Source organism: Pseudoalteromonas sp. SG43-8, from assembly GCF_014164245.1.
Classification (GTDB): domain Bacteria; phylum Pseudomonadota; class Gammaproteobacteria; order Enterobacterales; family Alteromonadaceae; genus Pseudoalteromonas; species Pseudoalteromonas distincta.
This window is the reverse complement of record NZ_JACJEX010000001.1, coordinates 579,688-604,220: the sequence shown is the minus strand read 5'-3', so window position 1 is coordinate 604,220 and position 24,533 is coordinate 579,688. Positions and strand designations below refer to the sequence as shown.

The window sequence follows — 24,533 nt, the reverse complement described above, 5'->3', positions numbered from 1 at the left end:
CTTTATCTTAACCTTGATGGCCTGATTATGAACAAGTTTTTATAATTTGAGCTTATATAAGCAAATGACGCAGTTAATATAAATAACCTCAAGTAATATAAGGACGAATAATTACGCCTTCTTCACCTTTTACTTCTTCCATTACTACATAAGTTCGGCTTTCACTTACATTTGGCAGTTTCAATAGTATGTCGCCTAATACGCCACGGTATTCTGACATATCATTTACGCGCGTTTTAAGTAAAAAATCAAAATTCCCCGATACTAAATGACATTCGATAATTTCTTCGTGCTTTTTAACGGCCGCACTAAACTCATCAAATACGTCGGGAGATGTTTTAGTAATTGTTACTTCTACATACACCGATAAACCTTGGCCAAGCTTAGCGGGATCGACCACGGCTTTATAGCCAAGTATGTAGCCTTCTCGTTCTAGCTTTTTTACTCGCTCCAGACAGGGCGTGGCGCTTAGCCCAACTCGTCTGGCCAGTTCTACGTTCGACAAGCGCCCATCGTGCTGTAATTCCATTAAAATTTTACGGTCAATTCTATCTAATAACTGATGCATAGTGCCAACTAGTTTTTTATGCTGTTTATTTTTATTATCTAGATGATAACACTAGATTTGAGTTTAAAAAAGGTGAGACACACGGGCTTATGATGAATATAATAGTGGAAAATGTTAATCCGTTCTTAATAAGGCAAATGATATGATTATTGGTGTTCCTAAAGAAATTAAAAACCATGAATACCGTGTAGGTATGGTTCCTGCAAGTGTTCGTGAATTAGTAAACCACGGTCACCAAGTGATTGTAGAAACTGATGCAGGCATGGGCATTGGTTTTACTAACGAAGATTACACACAAGCGGGTGCTGAAATTTTAGCAACTGCTGCTGATGTTTTTGCTAAAGCAGACATGATTGTAAAAGTAAAAGAGCCGCAAGCTGTTGAACGTGCAATGCTACGTGAAGACCAAATTCTTTTCACTTACTTACACCTTGCACCTGATCTTCCACAAACTGAAGACCTTGTAAAAAGCAAAGCTATTTGTATTGCATACGAAACTGTAACTGACTCACGCGGTGGTTTACCGCTTCTTGCTCCTATGAGCGAAGTTGCTGGTCGTATGTCTATTCAAGCTGGTGCACAAGCGCTAGAAAAATCTAACCACGGTCGTGGCATGCTACTAGGTGGCGTACCTGGCGTTGAAGCTGCTAAAGTTGTTGTAATTGGCGGTGGCATGGTTGGTCGTAGCGCAGCTCAAATGGCTGTTGGTCTTGGTGCTGAAGTTGTCGTTCTTGATCGTAACATCGACGTATTACGTGCACTAGACGCGCAATTTGGTAATAAAGTTAAAGCTATTTACTCAACTGCTGATGCACTAGAAAAACACGTACTAGAAGCTGATTTAGTAATCGGTGGTGTACTGATCCCTGGTGCAGCTGCACCTAAACTAGTAACTGCTGAGCACATTAAAGCAATGAAACCTGGTTCTGCAATTGTTGACGTTGCAATCGACCAAGGTGGCTGTATTGCTACTTCTAAAGCAACTACGCATGCTGATCCAACTTTCATCGTTGATGAAGTTGTTCACTACTGTGTTGCTAACATGCCAGGTGCTGTTCCACGCACATCTACGTTTGCACTTAACAATGCAACATTGCCTTTCATCATTAACCTTGCAAACAAAGGTTATAAAAAGGCGCTACTAGATGACGCTCACTTCTTAAAAGGCTTAAACGTAATTAAAGGCCAAGTAACTTACAAAGAAGTAGCTGAAGCGTTCAACATGGAATATGTTGACCCACGCACAGCAGTAGAAAACGCATAATTTAGCGTTTCGTAGTTAGGTTGGTATTAAATAATATAGTAACCTAACTACAACCCATAAAAAAAGCAGCTAATTAGCTGCTTTTTTTATATTTAAATTTCAGATTTATATAAACTTATTTAGATAAAACGCTTAATTATAAAATCTACTTTTACGCGCTTAGCTTGGCCTAGTAGTTTTTTAACTGGCTGCGGGTAATCATCCATTGTTTCTAAATCATCTGGGCCTGTTAAACGGCGGCAGTGTTGTAAAATTTCCTGCTTTTCGTTATCAATAGCATCCATAATTGTTTGCTCTGGATCTTCTATTAAAATACCGTTTTCGATATCAAGACCCCATGCACGCGGATTTAAGTTATGCCCACTCAGTAAATGCTTTGTTCTATCTGAACAAATACCTTTTAAATGAAACGAATTACTTTCATCTTTCCACAGATACACATTTAAATTACCGTTATCGATGTGGCGTTTTTGCGTTTTTACAAACTTATGCAAAATAGTTTCATATAAATAAGGCAACGCCCCTATTTTACTAAATGGCTCGCTTGGCGGTAAATAAAAGTCATTGGCTGTTTTATCCCCTACCACAATAGTCACTTGCTTGCCTTGCTTTAATAATCGGCGCAGTGATCGCATAAGTGGCGCCGGAAAATTAAAGTATGGCGTATACAACACAAGCTCTTGCTCTGTGGTATCAAATAACGCTTTTATTAAACGATTTAATTCGTTATTACGACGACCAAGCCCTAAAAACAAACGAATACCTAATGCTTGCGTATTTAGTTGCTCTGGTGCGTTGTAACTTGCGACTTTTAAATCACGCATTAATTGCTTTTGATCAAGTTTGAAGTCGTGTAAACGCTTAAGCGGTCGTGTGTCTATGCGTGGCACAGCAACAGAGCTAATTAGCTTTGTCTCTATAAAATCAACCACTGAGTCACACAGTTCGCTCTGCGTTATTAAAAAGTAACGGTCGAGTCTGTAACGCTCGTTATACTGCAAATACACGTTGTTTAAGCTTGCGCCGCTGTAAAGTAAGGTATCATCAATGACAAAACCCTTTAAATGTAATACGCCAAATAATTCTTTAGCTTTTACAGGTACGCCATAAACTTGTACGTTCGATTTAAACTTTTCTAAATCGTCACAGTATAAACTTGCGTTACCATCAGACTTCTCTGCACCAATTAAACCACGTTGCGCACGATGAAAATCCACCAGCACTTTTACATCAAGCGCAGGGTTCTCTAATGATACTCGATGCAGGGCTTCTAAAATCTCGCGACCTGCTTCGTCATCCTGTAAATAAAGCGCTGTGATATAAATTCGTTTTTTTGCATTAGCTATCAAACGTAGCAATTGCGTTCGGTAATCTTGCGCATTGGTTAAGACGTTAACGTCTTTTGAAGTCAACCCGAATGCGGGTTTTTCCTGCCAAAATAACATAGTTGCCTATTCGCTTAGGTCACATAATCTATCAGTGACAAATAAAATTAGGTAAAACATAACAAAAAAAATCAAAGGGGTCATGAATTAACGCTGTTTTGTTGCCTGTTAGTCTATTTATTGAGCTACTTAGGTGTTTTAACTGTAAAAGTGCTGAGCTCTAGTACACAATACTGCACAGCTTTTCGATTTGCGAAAAAAAATAATCGCGGATTTTGTTTACATCCGCCTTGATTTTCTTAGAATCGAGCGCATTAAAGACCGTATTAAACGTTTAGGAAAAAATAATGACTGAAGCAAAACATTGTAAGCTACTAATTTTAGGCTCTGGCCCAGCTGGTTATACTGCCGCAGTATATGCAGCACGTGCAAATTTAAACCCTGTTTTAATTACAGGCATTCAACAAGGTGGCCAATTAACAACCACGACTGAAGTTGAAAACTGGCCAGGTGATGCACACGGCTTAACGGGCCCTGCATTAATGGATCGTATGAAAGAGCACGCTGAGCGCTTTGAAACTGAAATCATATTCGATCACATCAATAAAGTAGATGTATCTAAGCGCCCTTTCACACTAACTGGCGACCAAGGTACTTACACATGTGATGCGTTAATCATTGCAACAGGTGCGTCTGCTAAATACTTAGGCTTAGAGTCTGAAACTAATTTCCAAGGCCGTGGCGTTTCAGCCTGTGCTACATGTGATGGCTTTTTCTATAAAGGTCAGAAAGTAGCGGTTGTTGGTGGTGGTAATACAGCGGTTGAAGAAGCGCTATACTTATCTAACATTGCTGACGAAGTACATGTTATTCACCGCCGTGATAGTTTCCGTAGTGAAAAAATACTTGCAGACCGCCTTGCTGAAAAAGCAGCTAACGGTAACGTTGTTTTACATTACAACCGTACGCTTGACGAAGTATTAGGCGACCAAATGGGCGTAACTGGCATTCGTATTAAAGATGCACAGTCTGATGCAACAGAAGAGCTAGATTTAGCAGGTGTATTTATTGCTATTGGTCATAAGCCAAATACAGATATGTTTGAAGGTCAACTAGAAATGAAAGATGGCTACTTAGTTGTAGAGTCTGGATTGAATGGTAACGCAACTCAAACAAGTGTAGAGGGCGTTTTTGCTGCAGGTGATGTGTCTGACCACATTTACCGTCAAGCAATCACATCAGCGGGTACAGGCTGTATGGCTGCCCTTGATGCAGAGCGTTTCTTAGATAATTTATAAGCAATTAAATAAATTATAATAGGGCTGATTATTCAGCCCTTTTTTTATGTCTAAAATATAGTTACACTTTTACGCTCAATTATAAAATAAGTACTGTATGAGAAATCAGCTATACCAATTAAGTGAAACCGATATAGCATTCCCCAATCCGGAATACGCATTAGAAACCCCTGATGGCTTGTTAGCAATTGGCGGAGATTTAAGTTTACCTCGCCTAAGTAATGCCTACAAAAGCGGAATATTCCCTTGGTTTAGCGAAGATGAGCCTATTATGTGGTGGTCGCCGAGCGAACGCGGGATTTTTGAACTGGATGATTTTCATATAAGTAAGAGCCTGCGTAAACATTTAAAAAAGCACCCTGTAAAAGTAACCATTAATAATGCCTTTGAGGAGGTAATAGAAGCTTGTAGGGATCAACGCCTTGATACCGATGGCACTTGGATCACCTCTGACATGCTCAACGCTTATGTTAATGCACACAATGCTGGCATTGCCCATAGCTTAGAAGTGTGGAGCAACGGAGAGCTTGCAGGTGGCTTATATGGTATTATGCAAAATGGTGTTTTTTGTGGTGAATCGATGTTTCATCATCAAACCAATTGCTCAAAGCTTGCTATGTGGGCACTGGTAAATTGGCTTAAACGTCATAATGCGCATTTTATTGATTGCCAGTTAGAAAACCCTTATTTAATGACCTTAGGTGCACAAGTAATCCCCCGCTCAACATTTTTGACTAAACTAAAAGCTGCACATAACTATATTATTAATCCTATTATGTGGGAGCCACAAGAACTTGACGCAATCTATGAATGAGCAACTTCCTGCACGTGTTGGTTTAACCCAAGAGTTTGACTGTAGTTATTTACCCAACAGACAAGAGCAACTATTAGTTATTCTTGATCCTAGTTGCTACAGCACAGACAAATTTGAGTCATTATTAGGCTTAGGGTTTCGTCGCAGTGGTAACCAAATATATCGTCCACACTGCCCAATATGCAGTGCATGTAATTCTGTACGTGTATTAGCACAAGACTTTATCCCTTCAAAATCGCAAAAACGTAAACTAAACAAAGCAAAAAACCAGTTTGAAGTAAAATACTCGATGCAAGAACGCCCTGAGTATTATCCGCTCTATAGTAAATACATAACGATGCGCCATCAGGATGGAAGTATGTATCCTCCTGAAAAAGAACAGTTTCAAAGCTTTTTACTTTGCAGTTGGCTCAAAATCACATTTATTGAACTATGGCACCAAGATACTTTAGCCGCAGTTGCCGTAACTGATTGTATGAACAGCTCTATTTCTGCAATTTATACTTTTTTTGACCCCGACTTTGAACACTATAGTTTAGGCTCTGTGATGATATTAGAGCAGCTTAAATTTGCAAAAGAGCAAAATAAGCAATACGTGTACTTAGGCTATCAAATTGATGAATGCGATAAAATGAAGTACAAAACTCAGTTTTTACCAGCTCAAAAACAGCTCAATGATGAGTGGGTGGCTATTTAATTTGCAAATATAGCCCCTGCGCCTTTACTTATTGGTGTATTTTGGGCAAAATCTGCAGCGTTTAACTATTAAAGAGGTGTTACGCTAAACATGGCGAAAGAAGACGTAATCGAAATGCAAGGGACAGTCCTTGATACTTTACCAAATACAATGTTCCGAGTTGAGCTAGAAAATGGTCACGTAGTTGTGGCTCACATTTCAGGCAAAATGCGCAAAAACTATATCCGTATTTTAACCGGCGATAAAGTAACGGTAGAAATGACTCCTTACGATTTATCAAAGGGTCGTATCGTATTCCGTGCTCGCTAAGTAAGTGCGTAAACGAGATTTAGTTTTTGGCTAGTGTTTTACTAGCTTTAAGCGTTTATTAAATGTAATTGATAGACATTGACTAGCAATTACATTTAATAAACAAAAAACCCAGTTTTTACTGGGTTTTTTGTTGCCTATAAAAATGGCAAAAAAATGGCCCGCTATTATTTAGCGGGCCATTTTTATTTAACTTAGTTGTGTAATTAACGTTTTACGCTGGCGTTAAATTGCTCTCGTAATCAAAGCGAATTTTTTTGTCTTTAACCGATACTTTAACTGTACCGCCATCAACAAGTTCACCAAACAGTATTTCATTAGCTAATTGCTTTTTAAGCTCTTCTTGAATAACACGTGCCATTGGTCGTGCACCCATAGCCTTGTCATAACCTTTATCTGCGAGCCATTCACGCGCTTTAGGTGTAAGCTCAAGATTAACTGATTTTTTATCAAGCTGAGCTTGCAGCTCCACAATAAATTTATCAACCACCAGTAAAATAACTTCACGTTCGAGGTGATTAAACCAAATGATGTTATCTAAACGGTTTCTAAATTCTGGCGAGAATACTTTATTAATTTCGCCCATTGCATCGTGCGTGTGATCTTGCTCTGTAAAACCAATCGACTTACGCGTAGTTTCTTGTACGCCCGCATTGGTAGTCATTACAACCACTACATTTCTAAAATCAGCTTTACGACCGTTATTATCGGTTAACGTACCGTGATCCATAACTTGTAGTAAAATATTGTAAATATCTGGATGCGCTTTTTCAATCTCATCTAAAAGCACTACCGCATGTGGGTTTTTAATAACCGCCTCGGTTAATAACCCGCCTTGCTCAAAACCAACATATCCTGGTGGAGCACCAATTAGTCGGCTGATTGCGTGGCGCTCTACATACTCAGACATATCAAAACGAATAAACTCAACACCCATACATTTAGCAAGTTGCTTAGTTACTTCTGTTTTACCAACACCTGTTGGGCCTGCAAACAAGAACGAACCCACTGGTTTTTCTTCGCTTGATAAACCCGAGCGAGATAAACGAATAGCCGATGTAAGTGCATCAATAGATTGATCTTGTCCAAACACAAGCATTTTAAGATTACGATCTAGATTTTTAAGCGTCTCTTTATCTGTTGAAGACACATTTTGTGGTGGAATACGTGCCATCTTCGATATTATTAGCTCTATATCAGCCACACCAATGGTTTTTTTTCGTTTAGAACTAGGCTGTAAACGTTGGTTAGCTCCCGCTTCATCAATTACATCAATTGCTTTATCTGGCAAGTGGCGCTCATTAATGTATTTAGCACTAAGTTCAGCAGCTGCTTTTAATGCTTTTTGAGTGTAGCGAATACCATGGTGCTCTTCGTAACGCTCTTTTAATCCATTTAAAATTTTAGTGGTATCAGCAACACTTGGTTCAAGTACATCAATTTTTTGAAAACGGCGCACTAATGCACGGTCTTTCTCAAAAATATTTTTATACTCATTGTAAGTGGTTGAACCCATACAACGTAACTTACCACTTGAAAGAAGTGGTTTAAGTAAGTTTGAAGCGTCCATAACGCCACCAGACGCTGCGCCAGCACCTATTATGGTATGTATTTCATCAATAAATAAAATAGACCCAGGTTGTGCCTGAAGCTCTTTTAATAAGCTTTTAAAGCGCTTTTCAAAATCGCCACGGTATTTAGTACCTGCAAGCAATGCCCCCATATCTAGTGAGTACACAACTGCATCTGCAATTACTTCTGGTACTTGCTCGTTCACAATACGGTACGCTAAACCTTCAGCAATGGCGGTTTTACCAACGCCCGCTTCACCAACAAGTAATGGGTTATTCTTTTTACGACGACACAATACTTGTACCGTGCGCTCTACTTCGCTGTCGCGCCCAATCAGTGGGTCAATATTACCTTCACGAGCCTGAGCGTTTAAGTTAGTTGTAAAGCTGTCTAGCTTACTTGCTTCTTCATTTTGAACTTCTTGCACTTCTTCATGTATATCATCGCTGTCGTCGCCTAGTTCATCATCAGCTTTTGAAATACCGTGCGAAATAAAGTTAACAATATCTAAGCGCGATACATCATGCTTTTTAAGTAAATAAACAGCTTGGCTCTCTTGCTCAGAAAAAATAGCGACCAGTACATTGACACCCGTCACTTCGTTTTTTCCTGACGATTGCACATGAAAAACAGCACGTTGTAATACACGCTGAAAACCAAGCGTTGGCTGAGTTTCACGCTCTTCTTCTAAATCTGGGATGACGGGTGTTGTTTCGTCAATAAATTCTAATAATTCGGTTTTTAAGCCTGAAAGATTAACACCACACGCGTTTAAGGCTTCTCCTGCAGAAGGATTATCTAATAGCGCAAGTAAAAGGTGCTCTACGGTCATAAACTCATGACGGCGAGTGCGCGCTTCACGAAACGCGGCATTTAAAGTGAGTTCTAAGTCTTTGTTTAGCATTGGCAACCCCTTACTGAGATAATAATTTATACCACAACAATCGGATGTTTGATCACCCTAATTGGTATTTATACCAATTGTATTAAATTGGTATTATTCCTGCTCACAACTACAAAGCAGTGGATGCTCGTTATCCCGTGAGTAACGGTTAACTTGTTCAACTTTGGTGTAGGCAACATCGGCGCTGTAAACACCGCAAATACCCTTACCTTTTTCATGAACCTGAAGCATCACATCGGTTGCTCTATCGCTATCCATATTAAAAAACGTCGTTAAAACTTCAATTACGAAGTCCATCGGCGTGTAGTCGTCGTTATTTAAAACAACTTTATATTTTCGCGGCGGCTGTAGCTTTTGCTTTTCACTGTCGCGAACAGTGTCGATAACACCTGAATCTTTCATACCACTCATAATTAAATATAGTCTTGTCTTTGTAACTCAAGCAAACTTGAATAAAAAATAAATAAAATGTTAAAAAATAACTCAAAACACTTGACTGGTTGGCTAAATAAACTACAGTCAAACATAGATTGATTAAACCTTAGTCAGTCTAGCAAATTATACGGTTTAGAATAACTAAATTAGTCAACTTATTGAAGGATGTAGAAGTATGGCTTGTGGTAAAGTTAAATGGTTCAACAACGCCAAAGGTTTTGGTTTCATCGTAGAAGACGGCTGCGAGAATGATATCTTCGCTCATTACTCAACAATTGTAATGGACGGCTATAAAACGCTTAAAGCTGGTCAAGATGTAACATTCGAATTAGAACAAGGGCCTAAAGGCCTACACGCTAAAAATATTGCCCCAGATGGTGACATTATTGAGTGACGATTGTTTTGTTCGACTAAAGCGAGCGACCTTTTAAGATCCTCGCTTAATTCCTTAAGCATACTAACTTATCTCTTCTTCCCTTATTTATTGACTCTTTTCATTCAAATTCAACCCTTTTCCTTGAATTTATTTTATATACCCCAATGTTCTAAGAGTTGATTGTTTAACTGCTTATTGGGCATGCTCAAACTCTAGCCCTTTTTATTTAAGCTTGTTACACTCTTGGTGCTAAAAATTGCGCATAACACCTTATCGCCTCTTTTATATGTACTAGGCTAAAGGCTGATTTATTTTTGTTAATTTTTTAGCTATAAATACGATTCCAGTTCGTCAGGTGTGACTATTCTGCTTTTATAAAAGAGCAACGCTGAGTACCAACACCTAACAAACTATTCATTACGAGCGTACGTGTTCATTAACTTGTTTAATACTATGTACTCACTCATAAGTAATGATTTTCTTTGCATTGTTGAATAAGACCTTATCGGTCGACTATCTAGGAATGATGATGACATCAAAAATTATCTATACAAAAACGGACGAAGCTCCGGCACTAGCAACTTATTCGTTGCTACCGATCATCCAAGCATATACAAATGCGGCCGGTGTTGAAGTTGAAACTCGCGACATTTCATTAGCAGGTCGTGTAATTGCTAGCTTCCCTGATTATTTAACAGAAGAACAACGCATTGGTGATGCACTTGCTGAACTTGGCGAGCTTGCTAAAACACCAGAAGCAAACATCATCAAATTACCAAACATCAGTGCATCTGTACCACAGCTTCGCGCTGTAATTAAAGAGCTTCAAGCTAAAGGTTACGCTCTTCCAGAATACCCTGTTGAACCTAAAAATGATGAAGAAAAAGCAATTCAAGCGGCTTACGACAAAATTAAAGGCAGTGCAGTAAACCCTGTACTACGTGAAGGTAACTCAGATCGTCGCGCGCCAGGCTCTGTAAAAGAATATGCACGTAACAACCCACATTCAATGGGTGCGTGGAGCAAAGATTCTCAGTCTTACGTTGCAAGTATGAGCGAAGGCGATTTCTTCGGTTCAGAAAAATCAGTAACTGTTGATACAGCCACTGATGTGCGTATTGAACATGTTGCAACTAACGGTGACGTTACTGTTCTTAAACAAAGCACACCTCTTTTAGCTGGCGAAGTTATTGATGCATCAAGCATTAGCGCTTCTAAGCTTCAAGCTTTCTTAGCTGCAGAAATTGACGCTGCTAAAGAAAAAGGTGTTTTGTTCTCGCTTCACATGAAAGCGACAATGATGAAAGTATCTGATCCAATCATCTTCGGTCACGCTGTAAAAGTATTCTACAAAGATGTATTTGCTAAACACGGTGAGCTTTTTGAAGAGCTAGGTGTTGATGTAAATAATGGTTTAGGCGACGTATATTCTAAAATTCAAACATTAGACGATGCTAAGCGCGAAGAAATCGAAGCAGACATTCAAGCTGTTTACGCTAACCGCCCTGCTATTGCTATGGTTGATTCTGACCGTGGTATTACAAATTTACACGTACCAAGTGACGTGATCATCGATGCATCTATGCCTGCAGCAATCCGTTCAAGCGGTCAAATGTGGAATAACGATGGTAAATTACAAGACACTAGCTTTGTAATTCCTGATCGTTGTTACTCAAGTGTTTACCAAGCAACTATCGATTTTTGTAAAGAAAATGGCGCGTTTGATCCAACAACAATGGGTAGCGTTCCAAACGTTGGCCTTATGGCTCAAAAAGCTGAAGAATACGGTTCACACGACAAAACATTTGAAGCAAAAGCGGACGGTTCTATCCGTGTTGTTGATGCAAATGGTAATACATTACTTGAGCACAGTGTTGAGCAAGGCGATATCTGGCGTATGTGTCAGGTTAAAGACGCACCAATTCAAGATTGGGTTAAGCTTGCAGTAAATCGTGCACGCGCAACAGGCGTTCCAGCTATTTTCTGGTTAGACGAAAACCGTGCACATGATGCGCAGCTAATCAAAAAAGTAAATAAATACCTACCAGATCACGATACAGCTGGCCTAGATATTCAAATTTTAGCACCGCTTGAAGCAACATTGTTCTCACTAGCACGTATTAAAGAAGGTAAAGACACGATTTCTGTAACAGGTAACGTACTACGTGATTACCTTACAGATTTATTCCCAATTTTAGAATTGGGTACAAGTGCTAAAATGCTTTCAATTGTACCACTTATGAACGGTGGTGGCTTATTTGAAACTGGCGCGGGTGGTTCTGCACCTAAGCATGTTCAACAATTCGAAAAAGAAAACCACTTACGTTGGGATTCTTTAGGTGAATTTTTAGCACTTGCTGCATCACTTGAGCATTTAAGCGTAACTGCTGGTAACAACAAGGCACAAGTACTTGCTGATACCCTAGATAAAGCAACAGGTACGTTCCTTGCTGAAAACAAATCGCCGTCACGTAAAGTGAAAGAAATTGATAACCGTGGTTCTCATTTCTTCCTATCTTTATTCTGGGCACAAGAACTTGCTAAGCAAAATGATGACAGTGAACTTAAAGCGCAGTTTACTCAAATCGCTAGCGACCTTGAGTCTAATAAAGAACAAATCGTAAGTGAGCTTAACGATGCGCAAGGCCCTGCAGTTGATTTAGGCGGTTACTTCCAGCCTAACGATGATGCAGCCTTTAAAGCAATGCGTCCAAGCACTACATTTAACGATATTCTTGCTAAATTAGTATAAATATCGGTTTAAATTTAAAAGCCGCTTACTTGCAAAAGTAAGCGGCTTTTTTATGTCTAATACCAATCTGCTTATATATGGGGTCTATTTAACGCTAAGAAAATTGCGCTAAAACTAGGCAAAAATTTTTGTATCTAGTTGTTCTAAATAAAAAATTTTTAACGACGTTATAGTGCAATTTAATTCGTTAAATTGATCAAAGATTTATGCAGGTTGGTATAAACTTTACAAAAAAAGGCCGCTATTTATAAAATAGCGGCCTTTGAATAATTAAATTTATTTATTTAATTAATATCATACCAATTCGCTTAATTAAGTGATCAACTTTGAGGCAAGAAAATCTTGTCGATAACAAGGCAAAAATTTCGTTATTTAGTTGCTCTATATCAGAAATTTTTAACGCAGTTACCGTCAGATTTAATCCCTCAAATCGATTAAGTATTATTGCGGGTTAGTATAAGCACGTGGCATTTTTGAATCTGTCGTATAGCGGTCACGCAGTTTATCTTGACGAGATTGTGTAGAAACCTCAACGCCATTAATAAACATTTTGCTCACATGGCTGCTTAACTCAAACGGGTCATTACTCCATATTACTACATCAGCAGCTTTGCCTACTTCAAGGCTACCTGCATTAATGCCAAATACATCAGCAACGTTTGATGTAAGCGCTTTTAACGCACCTTCTTGGCTCATACCATACGACACAGCATTACCAGCATCAAAACGCAGCTGATAAATATTGTGACTTGCATCACCACCTACCGTTAATAATACTTTAACGCCTGCTTTTTCAAGCACACTTGCATTATCTAAACTCGCATGAAGCGAATCAAAGCTTCCTGGTAAGCTATCCATTGCACTAATAATCACTGGAATATTTGCTTTAGCAACGCGCTCTTTTACTACAACAGCGTCTTGTGCGCCGTTAAGTACTAAGTTAATACCAAATTGCTCTTTTACTTTAATTAGCTCAATAATATCAGCCGCACGCGAAACGCCAACCACTAATGGCATTTCACCACTGAGTACTTTAGCCATTACTTTATCTTCAGTACTTGGCTTGTCGTCATCTTTTTTCGCTTTTTTACCGGCTTTAGTTTTGTGCTCATCAAGCTTATTAATCAGTGTTTGCAAAGTAAAAGCACGTGAGCCTTTACTACGCTCACCTAAGTAAACAATTAAAGCCGCTTGTTTTTGCATGTCGCTGTCAAAACTACCACTTAAATCAACAACACTCGCAAGGCCTGAAAAAATGCTATCGCCGCCATGAGGAGTAATTACATCGCGTGTTACGCCGCCTTTACGAGCGTAAGGAATTAAGCTTGAATGTGCGTTGTAAGCAAGGCTTACATCAAAATCAATACCAGCTTTTTCTTCACCTGCATCGCGTGAGCCTGCAACTGCACTTACTTCAACTAAACCAAGTTGATTAATACTTGCTATAAAGCCAGGGGTTACAATTTGCCCCTTTGCATCAATAATTTGATCTACTTTAATTTCAGTTGGGTTAATCGCTGTGATTTTACCATCTGTCATTACAATGCTTGACGCTTCTAATACACCTTGATCAGAAGACGTATGCAATGTTGCATTAATAATTGCTAGTGATTGTGCGCTTACAGCACCAGATGCTAATAATCCTGCAGCAACCAGAGAAAGCGAAAACGAACGTGATAAATTTTTCATTCTGGGTGCTCCTTATTGTTGACCTAACATAAAATCACTTGTTGCTTGGTACGCGCTGTCGTTTCTATCGTAAACCTTTGCACCATCAACAAACACTTGTTCAGCTTTAGCATAGACACTAAATGGGCTTTGATTCCAAATAACAACATCGCCCTGCTTACCCGCTTCTAGTGAACCTGTTTTGTCATCAATACCTAGCGATTTAGCAGCGTTAGACGTGATCCATTTAATAGCGTGTTGCTCAGAAATATCAAAACCATTTTCGTTAGCTCGGTACATCACCTTGCCCGCTTCTTGGTTTAAACGCTGAATAGTAGTATCTGAATCTGAGTGAACAACTGCACACGAGTTTTTAACCGCATCAACAATAGCAACGTTTTCTTGAACCATGTCGTAGGCTTCCATTTTAAAGCCCCACCAGTCTGGCCAAAGTGCAGCACACGAACCATTTTGCGCAAGTAAGTCAGCAATTTTATATGCTTCTACACCGTGATGAAAAGTACCTGCGTGGTAACCAAATTCTTTTGACAGGTCAATCATCATTGCCATTTCTTCAGCTTTATAACAATGATTATGAATACGTACTTCGCCTTCAAGCACACCGCGAAGCGTATCGTGTTTAATATCACGTACTGGCGCTTCTGGGTTTAAACCGGCTTCATAATCGGCATCGTATTTATCCCATGCACGTTTGTACTCAGCGGCTTCAGCCCATGCCATACGGTAACCAGCCATATTACCCATACGGGTTGAAGGCAATACACCTTGACGACCATAAACACGTTTAGGGTTTTCACCACACGCCATTTTTAAACCATACGGCGCCTCTGGAAATTTCATCCCTTGCATAGTGTGCGCTGGTACGTTTTTAAGCGTAACGCCGCGTCCACCAAATAAGTTAGCTGAGCCTGGTAAAATTTGTAGAGAAGTAATGCCGCCTTCGCGTGCACGATTAAAGCCTGGGTCTTGTGGCCAAACAGAATGCTCAACCCACACTTCTGCAGTGTTAGGGCTGGTCATTTCGTTACCATCTTGATGCGACTCGACCGAAGGACTTGGGTATGCGCCTAAATGTGAATGTACGTCAATAATACCCGGTGTTACCCATTTTCCTTGTGCATCAATTGTTATATCAGCAGTGGCTGTTAAGTCTTTACCTACTTGTTGTACTTTACCATCAACAAGTAATACATCAGCCTCATCTAAACGCTCACCAGTACCGGTAAGTACTGTTGCATTTGTAATAAGAGTGCTTGATGTAGAAATTGGCTGATAAGTACTTGGGTAAGGATTTTTGTTAATTGTTATTTTATCGTCTTGTGGGCCGTTTTCTTGGCAGCCTACAAGTGCAGCAGCTAAGCCAACCGCTAATAAAGAAGGTGCAAATTTTTGCATGTTGTTTGGATCTCCTGTTTTTTTGCTACTTTAGCGAAACCTAAAGAATAAAGCCAAAAAAACAGGTGAAAACGCAGTTAATTAAGATGAATTTCTGTAATTATTTCTTTATATAATTGTTATATAGCTTTTCAAGCGCACCTTCGGTGGTAAGCGAGGGATCTTTACTAATAAAGTGCTTAACCGTACGCGTTACAAAATCAGAGTTTTGCTTATGTAGCTTAGAAAAATCTTTAATAAGTGTATTACCATCTTTAGCCGCCGTTACTTTGTCATGACGATGACGATACTGGCTCAATGCTTTATTAAAATCGCCTTGATAGTCTTCAACCAAAATTTTATAAAAGTCGCTTTTTTGAACATTTAAATCGTTAATGCAGTAATTTAGCGCCTCTTTAAAGTCGGTAAATATCATGCCTTCTACATCAAACTCTTTTGTTTTTTCGCGCACTGCTACTTTGGCATCTTCTGTGGCATAGCTAAAACCCGTAAAGGCTAAACGCTCAGCGGCTTCTTTTCCTAATTTCATACCCGCTTGAATACTATGGGCAAACTCGTCGCTCATGTCGCCAAGTTCGCTTTCTTCCCACATGTTATAAACGCGCAGTGGTTTAGCATATTTATTTGAGAGCTTTTTTTTAAGCTTGGTAAAGCGCTCATCAATCGTCATCAGTCTTTCGTTATGTAAAAGTGCATGGCACTCATAACACGCTGGAATAGAGATAAAGTCAGCCTCTTCACCTAAATCAACGATACTTTGTAGCATATGCAGTGGCGGACAATGATCGCGCTCTGTCGCTTCACAGCCACAATAAAAACACTGATTAAAATGCTGCTGATCGCACGCGTATGCTTGCTGATAATAACTGGCTAACGTTTTGCTCACCGTTGCTCCTAAAAAAACACGACTAAATTATGGGGGCGATAATAACAGCCTGAAAAAATAAGTTATACCAATTGCATTAAATTAGTGCTCTATTATTTCGCTAAAAAGTAGTGCAATAACAGGCACAAATAACAACGTGTAGTTATTCTATACAAATAATTTTTAACGCAGTAAGTACACTATTTAATGCAATAGAATGATTATGTTTTTTATTAGTCGCTAGATTTAAATAACGGCCGCTATTAAACCAAATAAACCACCAAACACACCGCCCCATACTACAAGCCAACCTAGGTGCTCGCGGATCATGGTCTGAATAATCTCTTTAACCATTTTAGGAGTAAGCTCATCTAAGCGCTCATCAACTAGTTTAAGCACCGTTTTATGTAGGCTTTCTGCGCTATTACCCTGTGAAAGTGTTTGGCTTACTAATGCTTTAAAGTCGTCCGTTTGAGAAATCTCACTAAGAGACAATTGCATTTTTTCAATAAACTTTTCACGCATCGGCTCTATTGCCGCTGTACCGCCAAACATTCCTAGCATACTACCAAACTGAGACTGCTCTATTACCTCTAACAAATTGTCGAATGCAGGGTTTAAATCAACATTGCTAATTATTGGCTCAAAGTCGATATTGGGCTGCGCTTTATTGAGTAAATTATTAATTTTTTGCTCTGAAAAAAACTCCGTTAATATCAGGTTTCGTATAGCTACTTTAAAGCTTTCAAACTTAAGCGCTATAACACCAGAACCATATAAAAACGGGACTTTTTCGAATAACATATGAATAGCTAATAAATTAGTTACCGCGCCAGAAAGTGCAAATAAACCAACAGACAACACAATTGCTTGGTTAAACATAAAACCTACAACAACACATAAACCCGCTAGCAAATTGGTTATTAAACTTTTGTTCATTTTAACTCCACTACAGTAAGTGTAATTTTATTCAATATGGCCGTTAATTTTACAACGTTTAGATTGTTAAATTAATACCTTTTTGCCATAGTTTAAGTATCTGTTTAAAAGGCGAGCAATTGTTATGTGGAAAACAGTAAATGAGCACATCAGCCAAGCCATTAATTTTGACTTTAAGCACACCTACAAACGCCAATTACAAAGTACAAACACCGACAAACTATTTCATATTACCAATGGTACGCATAACTACTTCGTTAAAATAGCACTAAAAAGCGAGCTCGAACGTTTAGAAAGTGAATTTATTGGCTTAAAGCTTTTGGCTCAAAATAGTAATTTTAAAGTACCAGAATGTATTACAACTGGTGCAAATATAGAGTTTTCGTTTATTGTTTTACAATGGCTTGTTTTAGATAAACAACCCCACGACACGTGGACTAATATGGGGCGTAACCTCGCTAAAATGCATCAAAAACATGACCAAGCTATGTTTGGTTTTGATGTAGATAATTATCTAGCCACAACCATACAGCCAAACCGCTGGCACAAAAAGTGGGATGTATTTTACGCCGAAGAGCGTATAGGGTGGCAATTACAACTACTCGCTGAAAAAGGCATTAACTTTATTGAGCCCGAACGCTTAATTAATACCGTAAAAGAGCAACTACATAGCCATCAAGTACAACCTTCATTACTGCATGGCGATTTTTGGCGTGGCAATATGGGATTTTTAAAAGCAGAACCAACAATATTTAACCCGGCTTGTTATTATGGTGATCGGGAAGTGGATATTGCAATGAGCGAACTATTTGCCCCCCTGCCTAAAGACTTTTATAGCGCCTATAACGCGCACTACCCGCTTTCTCAAAATTACGAAAAACGTAAGTTAATATACCAGCTATACCCCATTTTAAATCATGCCAACATCTTTGCCGGTCACTATCTTACTGAAGCTAAACAACATATAGAAAAGCTGGTATTTGAAGGTATAAAATAAATGTCATAAGCTGCATTTGAGCACTATATTTAATGAGTAAGTAGACGTTCATCTGTAAGCGATTAAGTTGAACCTAACTTAATTATTTATAACTGGAGTGATTATGAAAGATTTTTTATCACAACGAATAACGTGCCCACACTGCGGACACCACATACATTTAGACTTAGACGCAAGCAGCGGCGATCAAGACTATATAGAAGATTGCACTGCCTGCTGTAACCCAATTCATTTAAATATGCATATAGACCATGCTAATAATAAATTGGAGCTACACGTAGACAGTGACGACGAACAAATATTTTAACTTAAGCCTGATGGCGTAAGTAGTTCTCTACCGTATTTACAATAGTGTAAGTTTGCTGATCAACTTCAATATTAAACTTGTCACCCACTTGCGCTGCACCAATGTTTGTAATGGCGAGCGTTTCCGGAATTAGGTGTATCCAAAAACCTTGTTCATCAACTTCGCCTACGGTTAAGCTTGCGCCATTTATAGCAACAAAGCCTTTATATAACACATACTTTTTCCACTCTTTTGGCAAGCTTAATAGTATTTTACAGTTATTCTCAAGTTTCACTATTTGAGAGATTTGTGACGTACAATGAATATGCCCAGACACTATATGCCCACCTAGCTCAGTACCAAACGTAACAGAGCGTTCGTAATTTACTAAACTACCTAGCTCAAGCAAGCCTAAATTAGTTAACTTTAGAGTTTCGTCAATCACATCAAAATGCACTTGCGCCACCACATCATGATTACTTAGCTCAACTTGCACAACCGTTAAACAACAGCCATTAATAGCAATACTTGCGCCTAAATCTAAATGTTTAACGTACTCATCGCTCACCGATACAACTAAGCGTAACACACCATCAGCTTGAGTTTTAGAGACCACTGTTGCTTGTGTTTGCACTATTCCTGTAAACATAAAATCACTTAAAATTATTACAAAGTGCTAGTTTAACGTATCAACTCATAAAATCATTCACTACTGTGATTTTTATTTGAAACGCAATAGATTACAATTGCCGCCTGTTTTATTTAATAGCTTTTTTTATGACCTTTTGCAATTGGGAAGCCAAGCGTTTACTTTCCCTAGCCTTACCTGTTTTTTTAGCACAAGTTACACTTATCTTAATGTCGGTAGTCGACACAATTATGGCCGGCCAAGTTAGCCCTACTGACTTAGCTGCACTTTCTATTGCAACAGGAATATGGAACCCATTATTACTTGCTCTGCAAGGTATTTTATTAGCGCTTACTGGTATTATTGCGCAGTTTTCGGGCAGCGATGATCGCAAAGGCATTAGCCACTATTTTCAACAAGCGCTTTATTTAACCGCTATTTTAAGCTTTACAGGTTTTGGTATTGCCCATTTAGCAGATGCCATTATTTTAAAGCTCGATACAACGCCTTCTATTGCAAACCTTGCCATTGACTACATCCATTTTGTGAAATGGGGTGTGTTTGGATTTTTAATTTTTACAGTATACAGAAACGTTACCGAGGGCATGGGGATGACCAAACCCGCCTTTTATATAAGCCTATTAGGTTTAGCCGTTAATATTCCAGTAAATTATATTTTCATAAATGGCTTATTTGGTTTTTCTGCTTATGGCGGCGCAGGCTGTGGCATTGCCACAGCAATTGTTTTAACTGTTATGGCAATAGCACAAGTCACTTACTGCCAAATGAGTAAAAAGGTAGATGCTAAAGGCCTGCTTTCATCATTCGAAAAACCTAATTTTACTACCATTGGTATTATTACTAAGCTAGGTATACCAATTTCACTTGCCACCTTTTTTGAAGTCACTTTATTTGCGTGTATACCGCTATTTATTGCGCATTTAGGTGCAGTGGCTGTATCGGGGCATCAAATAGCAGCGAGTGTAACTACATTGCTGTTTATGATGCCACTGAGCCTATCTATCGCTATAAGTATTCGTATTGGTAATCTATATGGTCAAAATAATTTACAGCAGTTAAAAGTTGCCGTATCGACTAGTTACATATTAGCTATTGTAATTGCACTATTTTTGGCACTTATGACTTTTACAGGTCGTGATTTAATTAGCCAACTGTATACCGACAGCCCTGCGGTTATGGCTCTGGCTTCATCAATTATGATATTAGCGTGTGTCTACCAATTACCCGATGCATTACAGGTTGCTGCAAATGGCATGCTTCGCGGGTTAAAATACACCACGCCTATATCGTATATTACGTTTATATCGTATTGGTTAATCGGCTTTTGTTTAGGTTACGTATTGGCAAGAACAGACATAATTGTGCCAGCTATGGGGCCGCATGGCTTTTGGGTTGGAATAATAGTAGGCCTTAGTGTCGCTGCTATTTTATTAATACTAACAGTAAGAAAGCGTCTAAAATATGAATTTGTTAACAGTGATTCACTCAATCAAAACTAATAAACTCAGCCTTAAATCATTACCAGCTGCTTTGCTGGTAATGTGTTTTTTAATGCTTACAGGCTGCAACAAACCACAAAGTACTGTAAACGCTACTTATATTGAACGCTTAAGTAGCACAGTTAATGCAAGCCCAACACAGCCTAAGCCGCTCAAGCAACTCCCTTTACTGCAGCCTCCCCCAATAGCACAAAGTGACTTAACACTGAGTATTGTTGAGCTTGCAGGCATTAGCCAATGTAAGCTTAACGTACTTATAAGTGAGCACAACAACCAATTAGGAAAAACAGCCAGCGCTGCTGGGCAATTAAAATATCAAATAAACTTTATTAAAAGTGCGCAGGTTTGCTTAAATACGCTTGATAAAAATAGCCCTAGTTACACAAAAATACTCGCAGCCAAAAACTATAAAGAAACACACCTAATGTACTTTTTTAATACCATGTTATTTAAAGAACCTGAGTTAAATCGTACCTGGCAACTCACCTCAAACGAGCTCACTACTGAACCCGCTGGTTTTAGCGATACCGTATTTGCGCTAAAGCAACTTGTACTCATTAAGCAGCAAATTAAGGCTAAAGAGTTTAGTACAATTAATAGCGATTCTATTTTTAGCGCACTCGAGCAGCTTAATAAATTTCAATTTAACCAAGCACTCATTCAATCAGTCCGTATGCAGGTCGTGTTAAATAACAACGCCACACAGTTTGTAAAAACACTAAACTTTAATACGCTGTGCCCAGAGGATAAAAATAATAAAAACGCAAAAATCATAAGCAACGTATTTCAAAAGTTTTACCTAAAAGAAATTCAGCCCTATCAAGCGCAATTAACTGGTTATCTAGAGGTACTGCAACCGCTTTATAACGAGCTTTGGTTTAACGAAAGTATCTCAAGCCCTCAAATTAATAACTTAGTAAAAACGGGCTCGACAAGTAACTTACTGAACTTACTTAAAAGCTCAGCTAAAAAACATGTGGTTTGGTGGCAAGGTTTTTATAAAACGTGTGAAATAAGCCCAATATGAATAAAAAAACGGCAAATAAACTCAAAAACAACAAACTTGCTTGATTCACCAACCGCCACGCTATATATTAGCCGCCGTTGTTAAGCAATTAACACTTACTTAAATAAAGTAATACGACTGTAGCTCAGTTGGTTAGAGCACTACCTTGACATGGTAGGGGTCGGTGGTTCGAATCCACTCAGTCGTACCAACATTTAAAAAAGTATAATTGAAAGAAAAAGCACTACCTACTCTTGATCACCCGGTCCAAAGGTCAGTAGTTCTAATCCACTCAGTCGTACCAACATTTAAGTAAAACCTCAAAAATTGTACGACTGTAGCTCAGTTGGTTAGAGCACTACCTTGACATGGTAGGGGTCGGTGGTTCGAATCCACTCAGTCGTACCAACATTTAAAAAAGTATAATTGAAAGAAAAAGCACTACCTACTCTTGATCACCCGGTCCAAAGGTCAGTAGTTCGAATCCACTCAGTCGTACCAACATTTAAGAACCCTAAAAAAATTGTACGACCGTAGCTCAGCTGGTTAGAGCGCTACCTTGACATGGTAGAGGTCGGTGGTTCGAATCCACTCGGTCGTACCAATTAAACTCTATATTTCAAACAGTTAAAAAACCCTATTCAATATACCCATTAATTTTTTGTTGAAAATTAAATTCTTAGCTTTTTATTATTTTGTATTCAAAATTTAAAAATAACGAGAGTCAAGCCTTAAAAGATCATCCTAAAAATTACAGTTATTATCGATTTGTGCCCAAACTAGTGCCCAAGCGCCCAAAGCACATTTTTAGCTCTTTAATCCACCTCAAAATTAGACCCCCACCCCTGATAATTACAAGTCAAATTATAAGATTGAATGGCAATGTATAAATACAGCACAACAGGGAATGACAGCTCTAGGCTATCTGCTCTACTTCTACTAGCGTAAAGTAAGGAAACACACCGCATACTATTGAACACAACTGGTAAGCTAAAGCTTTATACCAGTGATTTATAGCTATAATAAAAAGATTCAAGTAAGTATCACCGGCTAACAAACGCTCCTAGCACATATACAAGAGGCGCATTCCAATTAATTGCCACTTCGTTCGTTGAATAACTACACCAGCTATCGCTGTATGATTTTGCAGGTTCGTTGGAATCATAGTTACACTCATCCTGCTGCCCAGCTTGGGGACCGCCAACTAACATACCTGGTACTGGAGCTGTAATGCCATCACTTTGTGAAATTCGATGATGCGGGTGTTGTGGTGTTTTATCACCAAAACCAGTAACAAACGAATATCCTGTTGGGTTGCGTCCTAGAATGTAATCAACAAGCCCTTGCGCAGCCTTTAAGTACTGCGAATTATTATTTAACTCAGCGGCTTGTAGCAAAATTATCGCTTTATTTAACGCTGCTGAATTACTTCCCCACACAAAGTCAGACTTTTCCATCGCAACAATATATGGGCTATTTTTATGTTGTTTTAAATACACATCAGCTAAGTGTTTTTGCTTTATTTTAAGATCTTCGTATTCTTGTTCACTCAATAAATCTTTTGCTTTAAACAGTAAACTGCTTAAAGAAAGATACGATACATTTCTCCATGAAGGAGCTGAATAATGAATATTTATCTCTTTGTAAGTATTATAAAAACCTTTATCTCTAGTTGTTATAAATAACTCTGCAGCGGCCCAAGCAAACTCATCTTTTAGCTGATTATCACCATACTCTCCACTTTTAATATCATCAGGTTGCTCATAATATTGGGTTTGATTTTCAAGCGAGTACTTCCATGCGTTAATTGCAGCCGCTAAATATTGCTTACTTTTATTGGGATAATAGGGAGCAATTACTCTACTGGCCACCGATAACGTCGCGGCAAAATCAAGGCTAGCCGCTGTGCTTTTTCCTATCATGTAGCGCGCTCTTTTATCTTCATGCGGCATTTCATAGCCTGGCCATTCACGCGTTGTGAGTTTATGATAAACACCCCCATCATCGCTTTGCATAGTGATCAGCCATTCAAGGTTCCATAGTGCTTCGTTTATAATATCGGGGACGTCATCTGACGATTCAGGGATGTTTAATATTTGCTTTTGATACACTTCAGGGTAGTGCTCAAACGCCGCAAGTAATGTGTACGTGGTAATACCAGAATTAACAACATACTTGCCATAATCGCCCGCATCGTACCAGCCTTTTTGAGATTGCACCTCTTTCGCTTTAAAGTCATCGCCTTGCTCTGCTGATGAGTGATAAAGCACGTCGTCGTCTTTATGCCCTAAAGGCCGCGCATAAATACCTGCATACTTTTTCTCTATTACAATACTTGAACGATTTAAGTAATAGTATTTTAACGCCGCTGTATGAATCGAGTCATATACATGATTATTAATTGAGAATACGGCAGAATCTCTCACTCCTTTTACACGTAAAAGGTAATCTCCTGGCGTTACAATATCTGTAAATACAGCGCGTTTAAAGGTGTCATTTCCTGAGTTGTCCCACATTTTAGCGTGTGATAACTGGCCGCTACGTATTATTTTATTAGTATTTACATCCACTAAATCATAAGTAGTCGCGGTTACATTTGGCACTATTGCTATTTTTTCGCTATTAACTAAATAACCAAGCTGATTAACTGCTATTTTTTGATTAGATGACTCTGTGCTCAGTTTACTAAAATCATCTTTTACTACCGCCGTGCATGCACTCAAGAAAAGCACAGCGATTAACGTTAATTTTAAAACAACATTTTTCATAATGCCCTTTCCGTATGTGCATAAATTCAAGCGAAAATACAACAAGGGTGCACTAATATGCACCCT

Annotated in this window: 21 protein-coding genes and 3 tRNA genes; 14 read left to right on the top strand and 10 right to left on the bottom strand. The window is 38.8% G+C overall.

All coding sequences use genetic code 11. The features are described from left to right. Positions 1–88 precede the first annotated feature (88 nt). Positions 89–568 (bottom strand): leucine-responsive transcriptional regulator Lrp, encoded by a 480-nt coding sequence (gene lrp, locus H5122_RS02715; protein ID WP_007582985.1) that lies wholly within the window; start codon positions 566–568, stop codon positions 89–91. Positions 569–710: 142 nt separating this feature from the next. Here lrp and ald point away from each other — a divergent pair, with 142 nt between their 5' ends. Then, the gene (ald, locus tag H5122_RS02710) at positions 711–1,832 is read left to right on the top strand and encodes an alanine dehydrogenase (RefSeq protein WP_002962982.1); all 1,122 of its coding nucleotides are present in this window, start codon (positions 711–713) and stop codon (positions 1,830–1,832) included. 119 nt (positions 1,833–1,951) lie between these two features. On the opposite strand, the gene pssA is transcribed toward ald, so the two are convergent. Beyond that, entirely contained in the window at positions 1,952–3,277 is a 1,326-nt protein-coding gene (pssA, locus tag H5122_RS02705) for a CDP-diacylglycerol--serine O-phosphatidyltransferase (RefSeq protein WP_182681218.1), read from the bottom strand. A 287-nt stretch (positions 3,278–3,564) separates the two neighbouring features. Between pssA and trxB the strand changes: the two genes are divergently transcribed. From trxB to infA, 4 genes are all read left to right on the top strand, one after another. Continuing rightward, a complete protein-coding gene (trxB, locus tag H5122_RS02700; protein WP_182681217.1) occupies positions 3,565–4,515 on the top strand; it encodes a thioredoxin-disulfide reductase in 951 nt (316 codons plus the stop codon). 97 nt (positions 4,516–4,612) lie between these two features. Beyond that, on the top strand, positions 4,613–5,329 hold the full coding sequence (gene aat, locus H5122_RS02695) for a leucyl/phenylalanyl-tRNA--protein transferase (protein ID WP_182681216.1): 717 nt from the start codon (positions 4,613–4,615) through the stop codon (positions 5,327–5,329). Beyond that, positions 5,322–6,026, top strand: coding sequence for an arginyltransferase (locus H5122_RS02690; RefSeq protein WP_182673541.1), 705 nt, complete (start codon positions 5,322–5,324; stop codon positions 6,024–6,026). Before aat ends, H5122_RS02690 begins: the two co-directional genes overlap by 8 nt. A gap of 90 nt (positions 6,027–6,116) precedes the next feature. Next, positions 6,117–6,335, top strand: a complete 219-nt coding sequence (gene infA / locus H5122_RS02685) for a translation initiation factor IF-1 (protein WP_002962494.1) — start codon at positions 6,117–6,119, stop codon at positions 6,333–6,335. Positions 6,336–6,549: 214 nt separating this feature from the next. Here the strand turns inward: infA and clpA are convergent, their stop codons facing one another. Together clpA and clpS are read right to left on the bottom strand one after the other, a co-directional pair. Then, positions 6,550–8,811, bottom strand: coding sequence for an ATP-dependent Clp protease ATP-binding subunit ClpA (gene clpA / locus H5122_RS02680; RefSeq protein WP_024595509.1), 2,262 nt, complete (start codon positions 8,809–8,811; stop codon positions 6,550–6,552). Positions 8,812–8,904: 93 nt separating this feature from the next. Next, positions 8,905–9,213, bottom strand: a complete 309-nt coding sequence (clpS, locus tag H5122_RS02675) for an ATP-dependent Clp protease adapter ClpS (RefSeq protein WP_021032429.1) — start codon at positions 9,211–9,213, stop codon at positions 8,905–8,907. A 208-nt stretch (positions 9,214–9,421) separates the two neighbouring features. Here clpS and cspD point away from each other — a divergent pair, with 208 nt between their 5' ends. Then, positions 9,422–9,640 carry a cold shock domain-containing protein CspD gene (gene cspD, locus H5122_RS02670; protein ID WP_002962500.1) on the top strand — a complete coding sequence of 73 codons (219 nt, stop codon included), beginning with the start codon at positions 9,422–9,424 and terminating at the stop codon, positions 9,638–9,640. Between the two features lie 511 nt (positions 9,641–10,151). Further along, entirely contained in the window at positions 10,152–12,374 is a 2,223-nt protein-coding gene (locus tag H5122_RS02665; RefSeq protein ID WP_182672153.1) for an NADP-dependent isocitrate dehydrogenase, read from the top strand. 441 nt (positions 12,375–12,815) lie between these two features. Here the strand turns inward: H5122_RS02665 and H5122_RS02660 are convergent, their stop codons facing one another. The 4 genes from H5122_RS02660 to H5122_RS02645 form a co-directional block, all read right to left on the bottom strand. Next, positions 12,816–14,063: an amidohydrolase family protein gene (locus H5122_RS02660; protein WP_182681215.1), complete on the bottom strand. Its 1,248-nt coding sequence runs from the start codon at positions 14,061–14,063 to the stop codon at positions 12,816–12,818. A 12-nt stretch (positions 14,064–14,075) separates the two neighbouring features. Next, on the bottom strand, positions 14,076–15,458 hold the full coding sequence (locus tag H5122_RS02655; RefSeq protein WP_182672155.1) for an amidohydrolase: 1,383 nt from the start codon (positions 15,456–15,458) through the stop codon (positions 14,076–14,078). 100 nt (positions 15,459–15,558) lie between these two features. Continuing rightward, entirely contained in the window at positions 15,559–16,344 is a 786-nt protein-coding gene (locus tag H5122_RS02650) for a hypothetical protein (protein ID WP_002962505.1), read from the bottom strand. 225 nt (positions 16,345–16,569) lie between these two features. Then, complete coding sequence (locus tag H5122_RS02645; RefSeq protein ID WP_024603971.1) at positions 16,570–17,262, bottom strand: hypothetical protein; 693 nt, start codon at positions 17,260–17,262, stop codon at positions 16,570–16,572. A gap of 124 nt (positions 17,263–17,386) precedes the next feature. Between H5122_RS02645 and H5122_RS02640 the strand changes: the two genes are divergently transcribed. Together H5122_RS02640 and H5122_RS02635 are read left to right on the top strand one after the other, a co-directional pair. Then, positions 17,387–18,259: a fructosamine kinase family protein gene (locus H5122_RS02640; RefSeq protein ID WP_149602540.1), complete on the top strand. Its 873-nt coding sequence runs from the start codon at positions 17,387–17,389 to the stop codon at positions 18,257–18,259. 103 nt (positions 18,260–18,362) lie between these two features. Next, the gene (locus H5122_RS02635; RefSeq protein ID WP_002962509.1) at positions 18,363–18,566 is read left to right on the top strand and encodes a CPXCG motif-containing cysteine-rich protein; all 204 of its coding nucleotides are present in this window, start codon (positions 18,363–18,365) and stop codon (positions 18,564–18,566) included. 1 nt (position 18,567) lies between these two features. Here the strand turns inward: H5122_RS02635 and H5122_RS02630 are convergent, their stop codons facing one another. Next, positions 18,568–19,194, bottom strand: coding sequence for a riboflavin synthase subunit alpha (locus H5122_RS02630; RefSeq protein WP_182681214.1), 627 nt, complete (start codon positions 19,192–19,194; stop codon positions 18,568–18,570). 128 nt (positions 19,195–19,322) lie between these two features. Here H5122_RS02630 and H5122_RS02625 point away from each other — a divergent pair, with 128 nt between their 5' ends. The 5 genes from H5122_RS02625 (at position 19,323) to H5122_RS02605 (ending at position 22,303) form a co-directional block, all read left to right on the top strand. Next, positions 19,323–20,693 carry an MATE family efflux transporter gene (locus tag H5122_RS02625; protein ID WP_182681213.1) on the top strand — a complete coding sequence of 457 codons (1,371 nt, stop codon included), beginning with the start codon at positions 19,323–19,325 and terminating at the stop codon, positions 20,691–20,693. Then, on the top strand, positions 20,656–21,720 hold the full coding sequence (locus tag H5122_RS02620) for a DUF3080 family protein (RefSeq protein WP_182681212.1): 1,065 nt from the start codon (positions 20,656–20,658) through the stop codon (positions 21,718–21,720). The genes H5122_RS02625 and H5122_RS02620 overlap by 38 nt, the downstream gene beginning before the upstream one ends. A 113-nt stretch (positions 21,721–21,833) precedes the next feature. Next, a tRNA-Val gene (locus H5122_RS02615) sits at positions 21,834–21,910 on the top strand. 120 nt (positions 21,911–22,030) lie between these two features. Beyond that, a tRNA-Val gene (locus H5122_RS02610) sits at positions 22,031–22,107 on the top strand. Between the two features lie 119 nt (positions 22,108–22,226). Then, positions 22,227–22,303 (top strand) — tRNA-Val (locus H5122_RS02605). A gap of 439 nt (positions 22,304–22,742) precedes the next feature. Here H5122_RS02605 and H5122_RS02600 read toward each other — a convergent pair. Next, positions 22,743–24,467, bottom strand: coding sequence for a glycoside hydrolase family 9 protein (locus H5122_RS02600; RefSeq protein WP_182681211.1), 1,725 nt, complete (start codon positions 24,465–24,467; stop codon positions 22,743–22,745). Between the last annotated feature and the right edge of the window lie 66 nt (positions 24,468–24,533).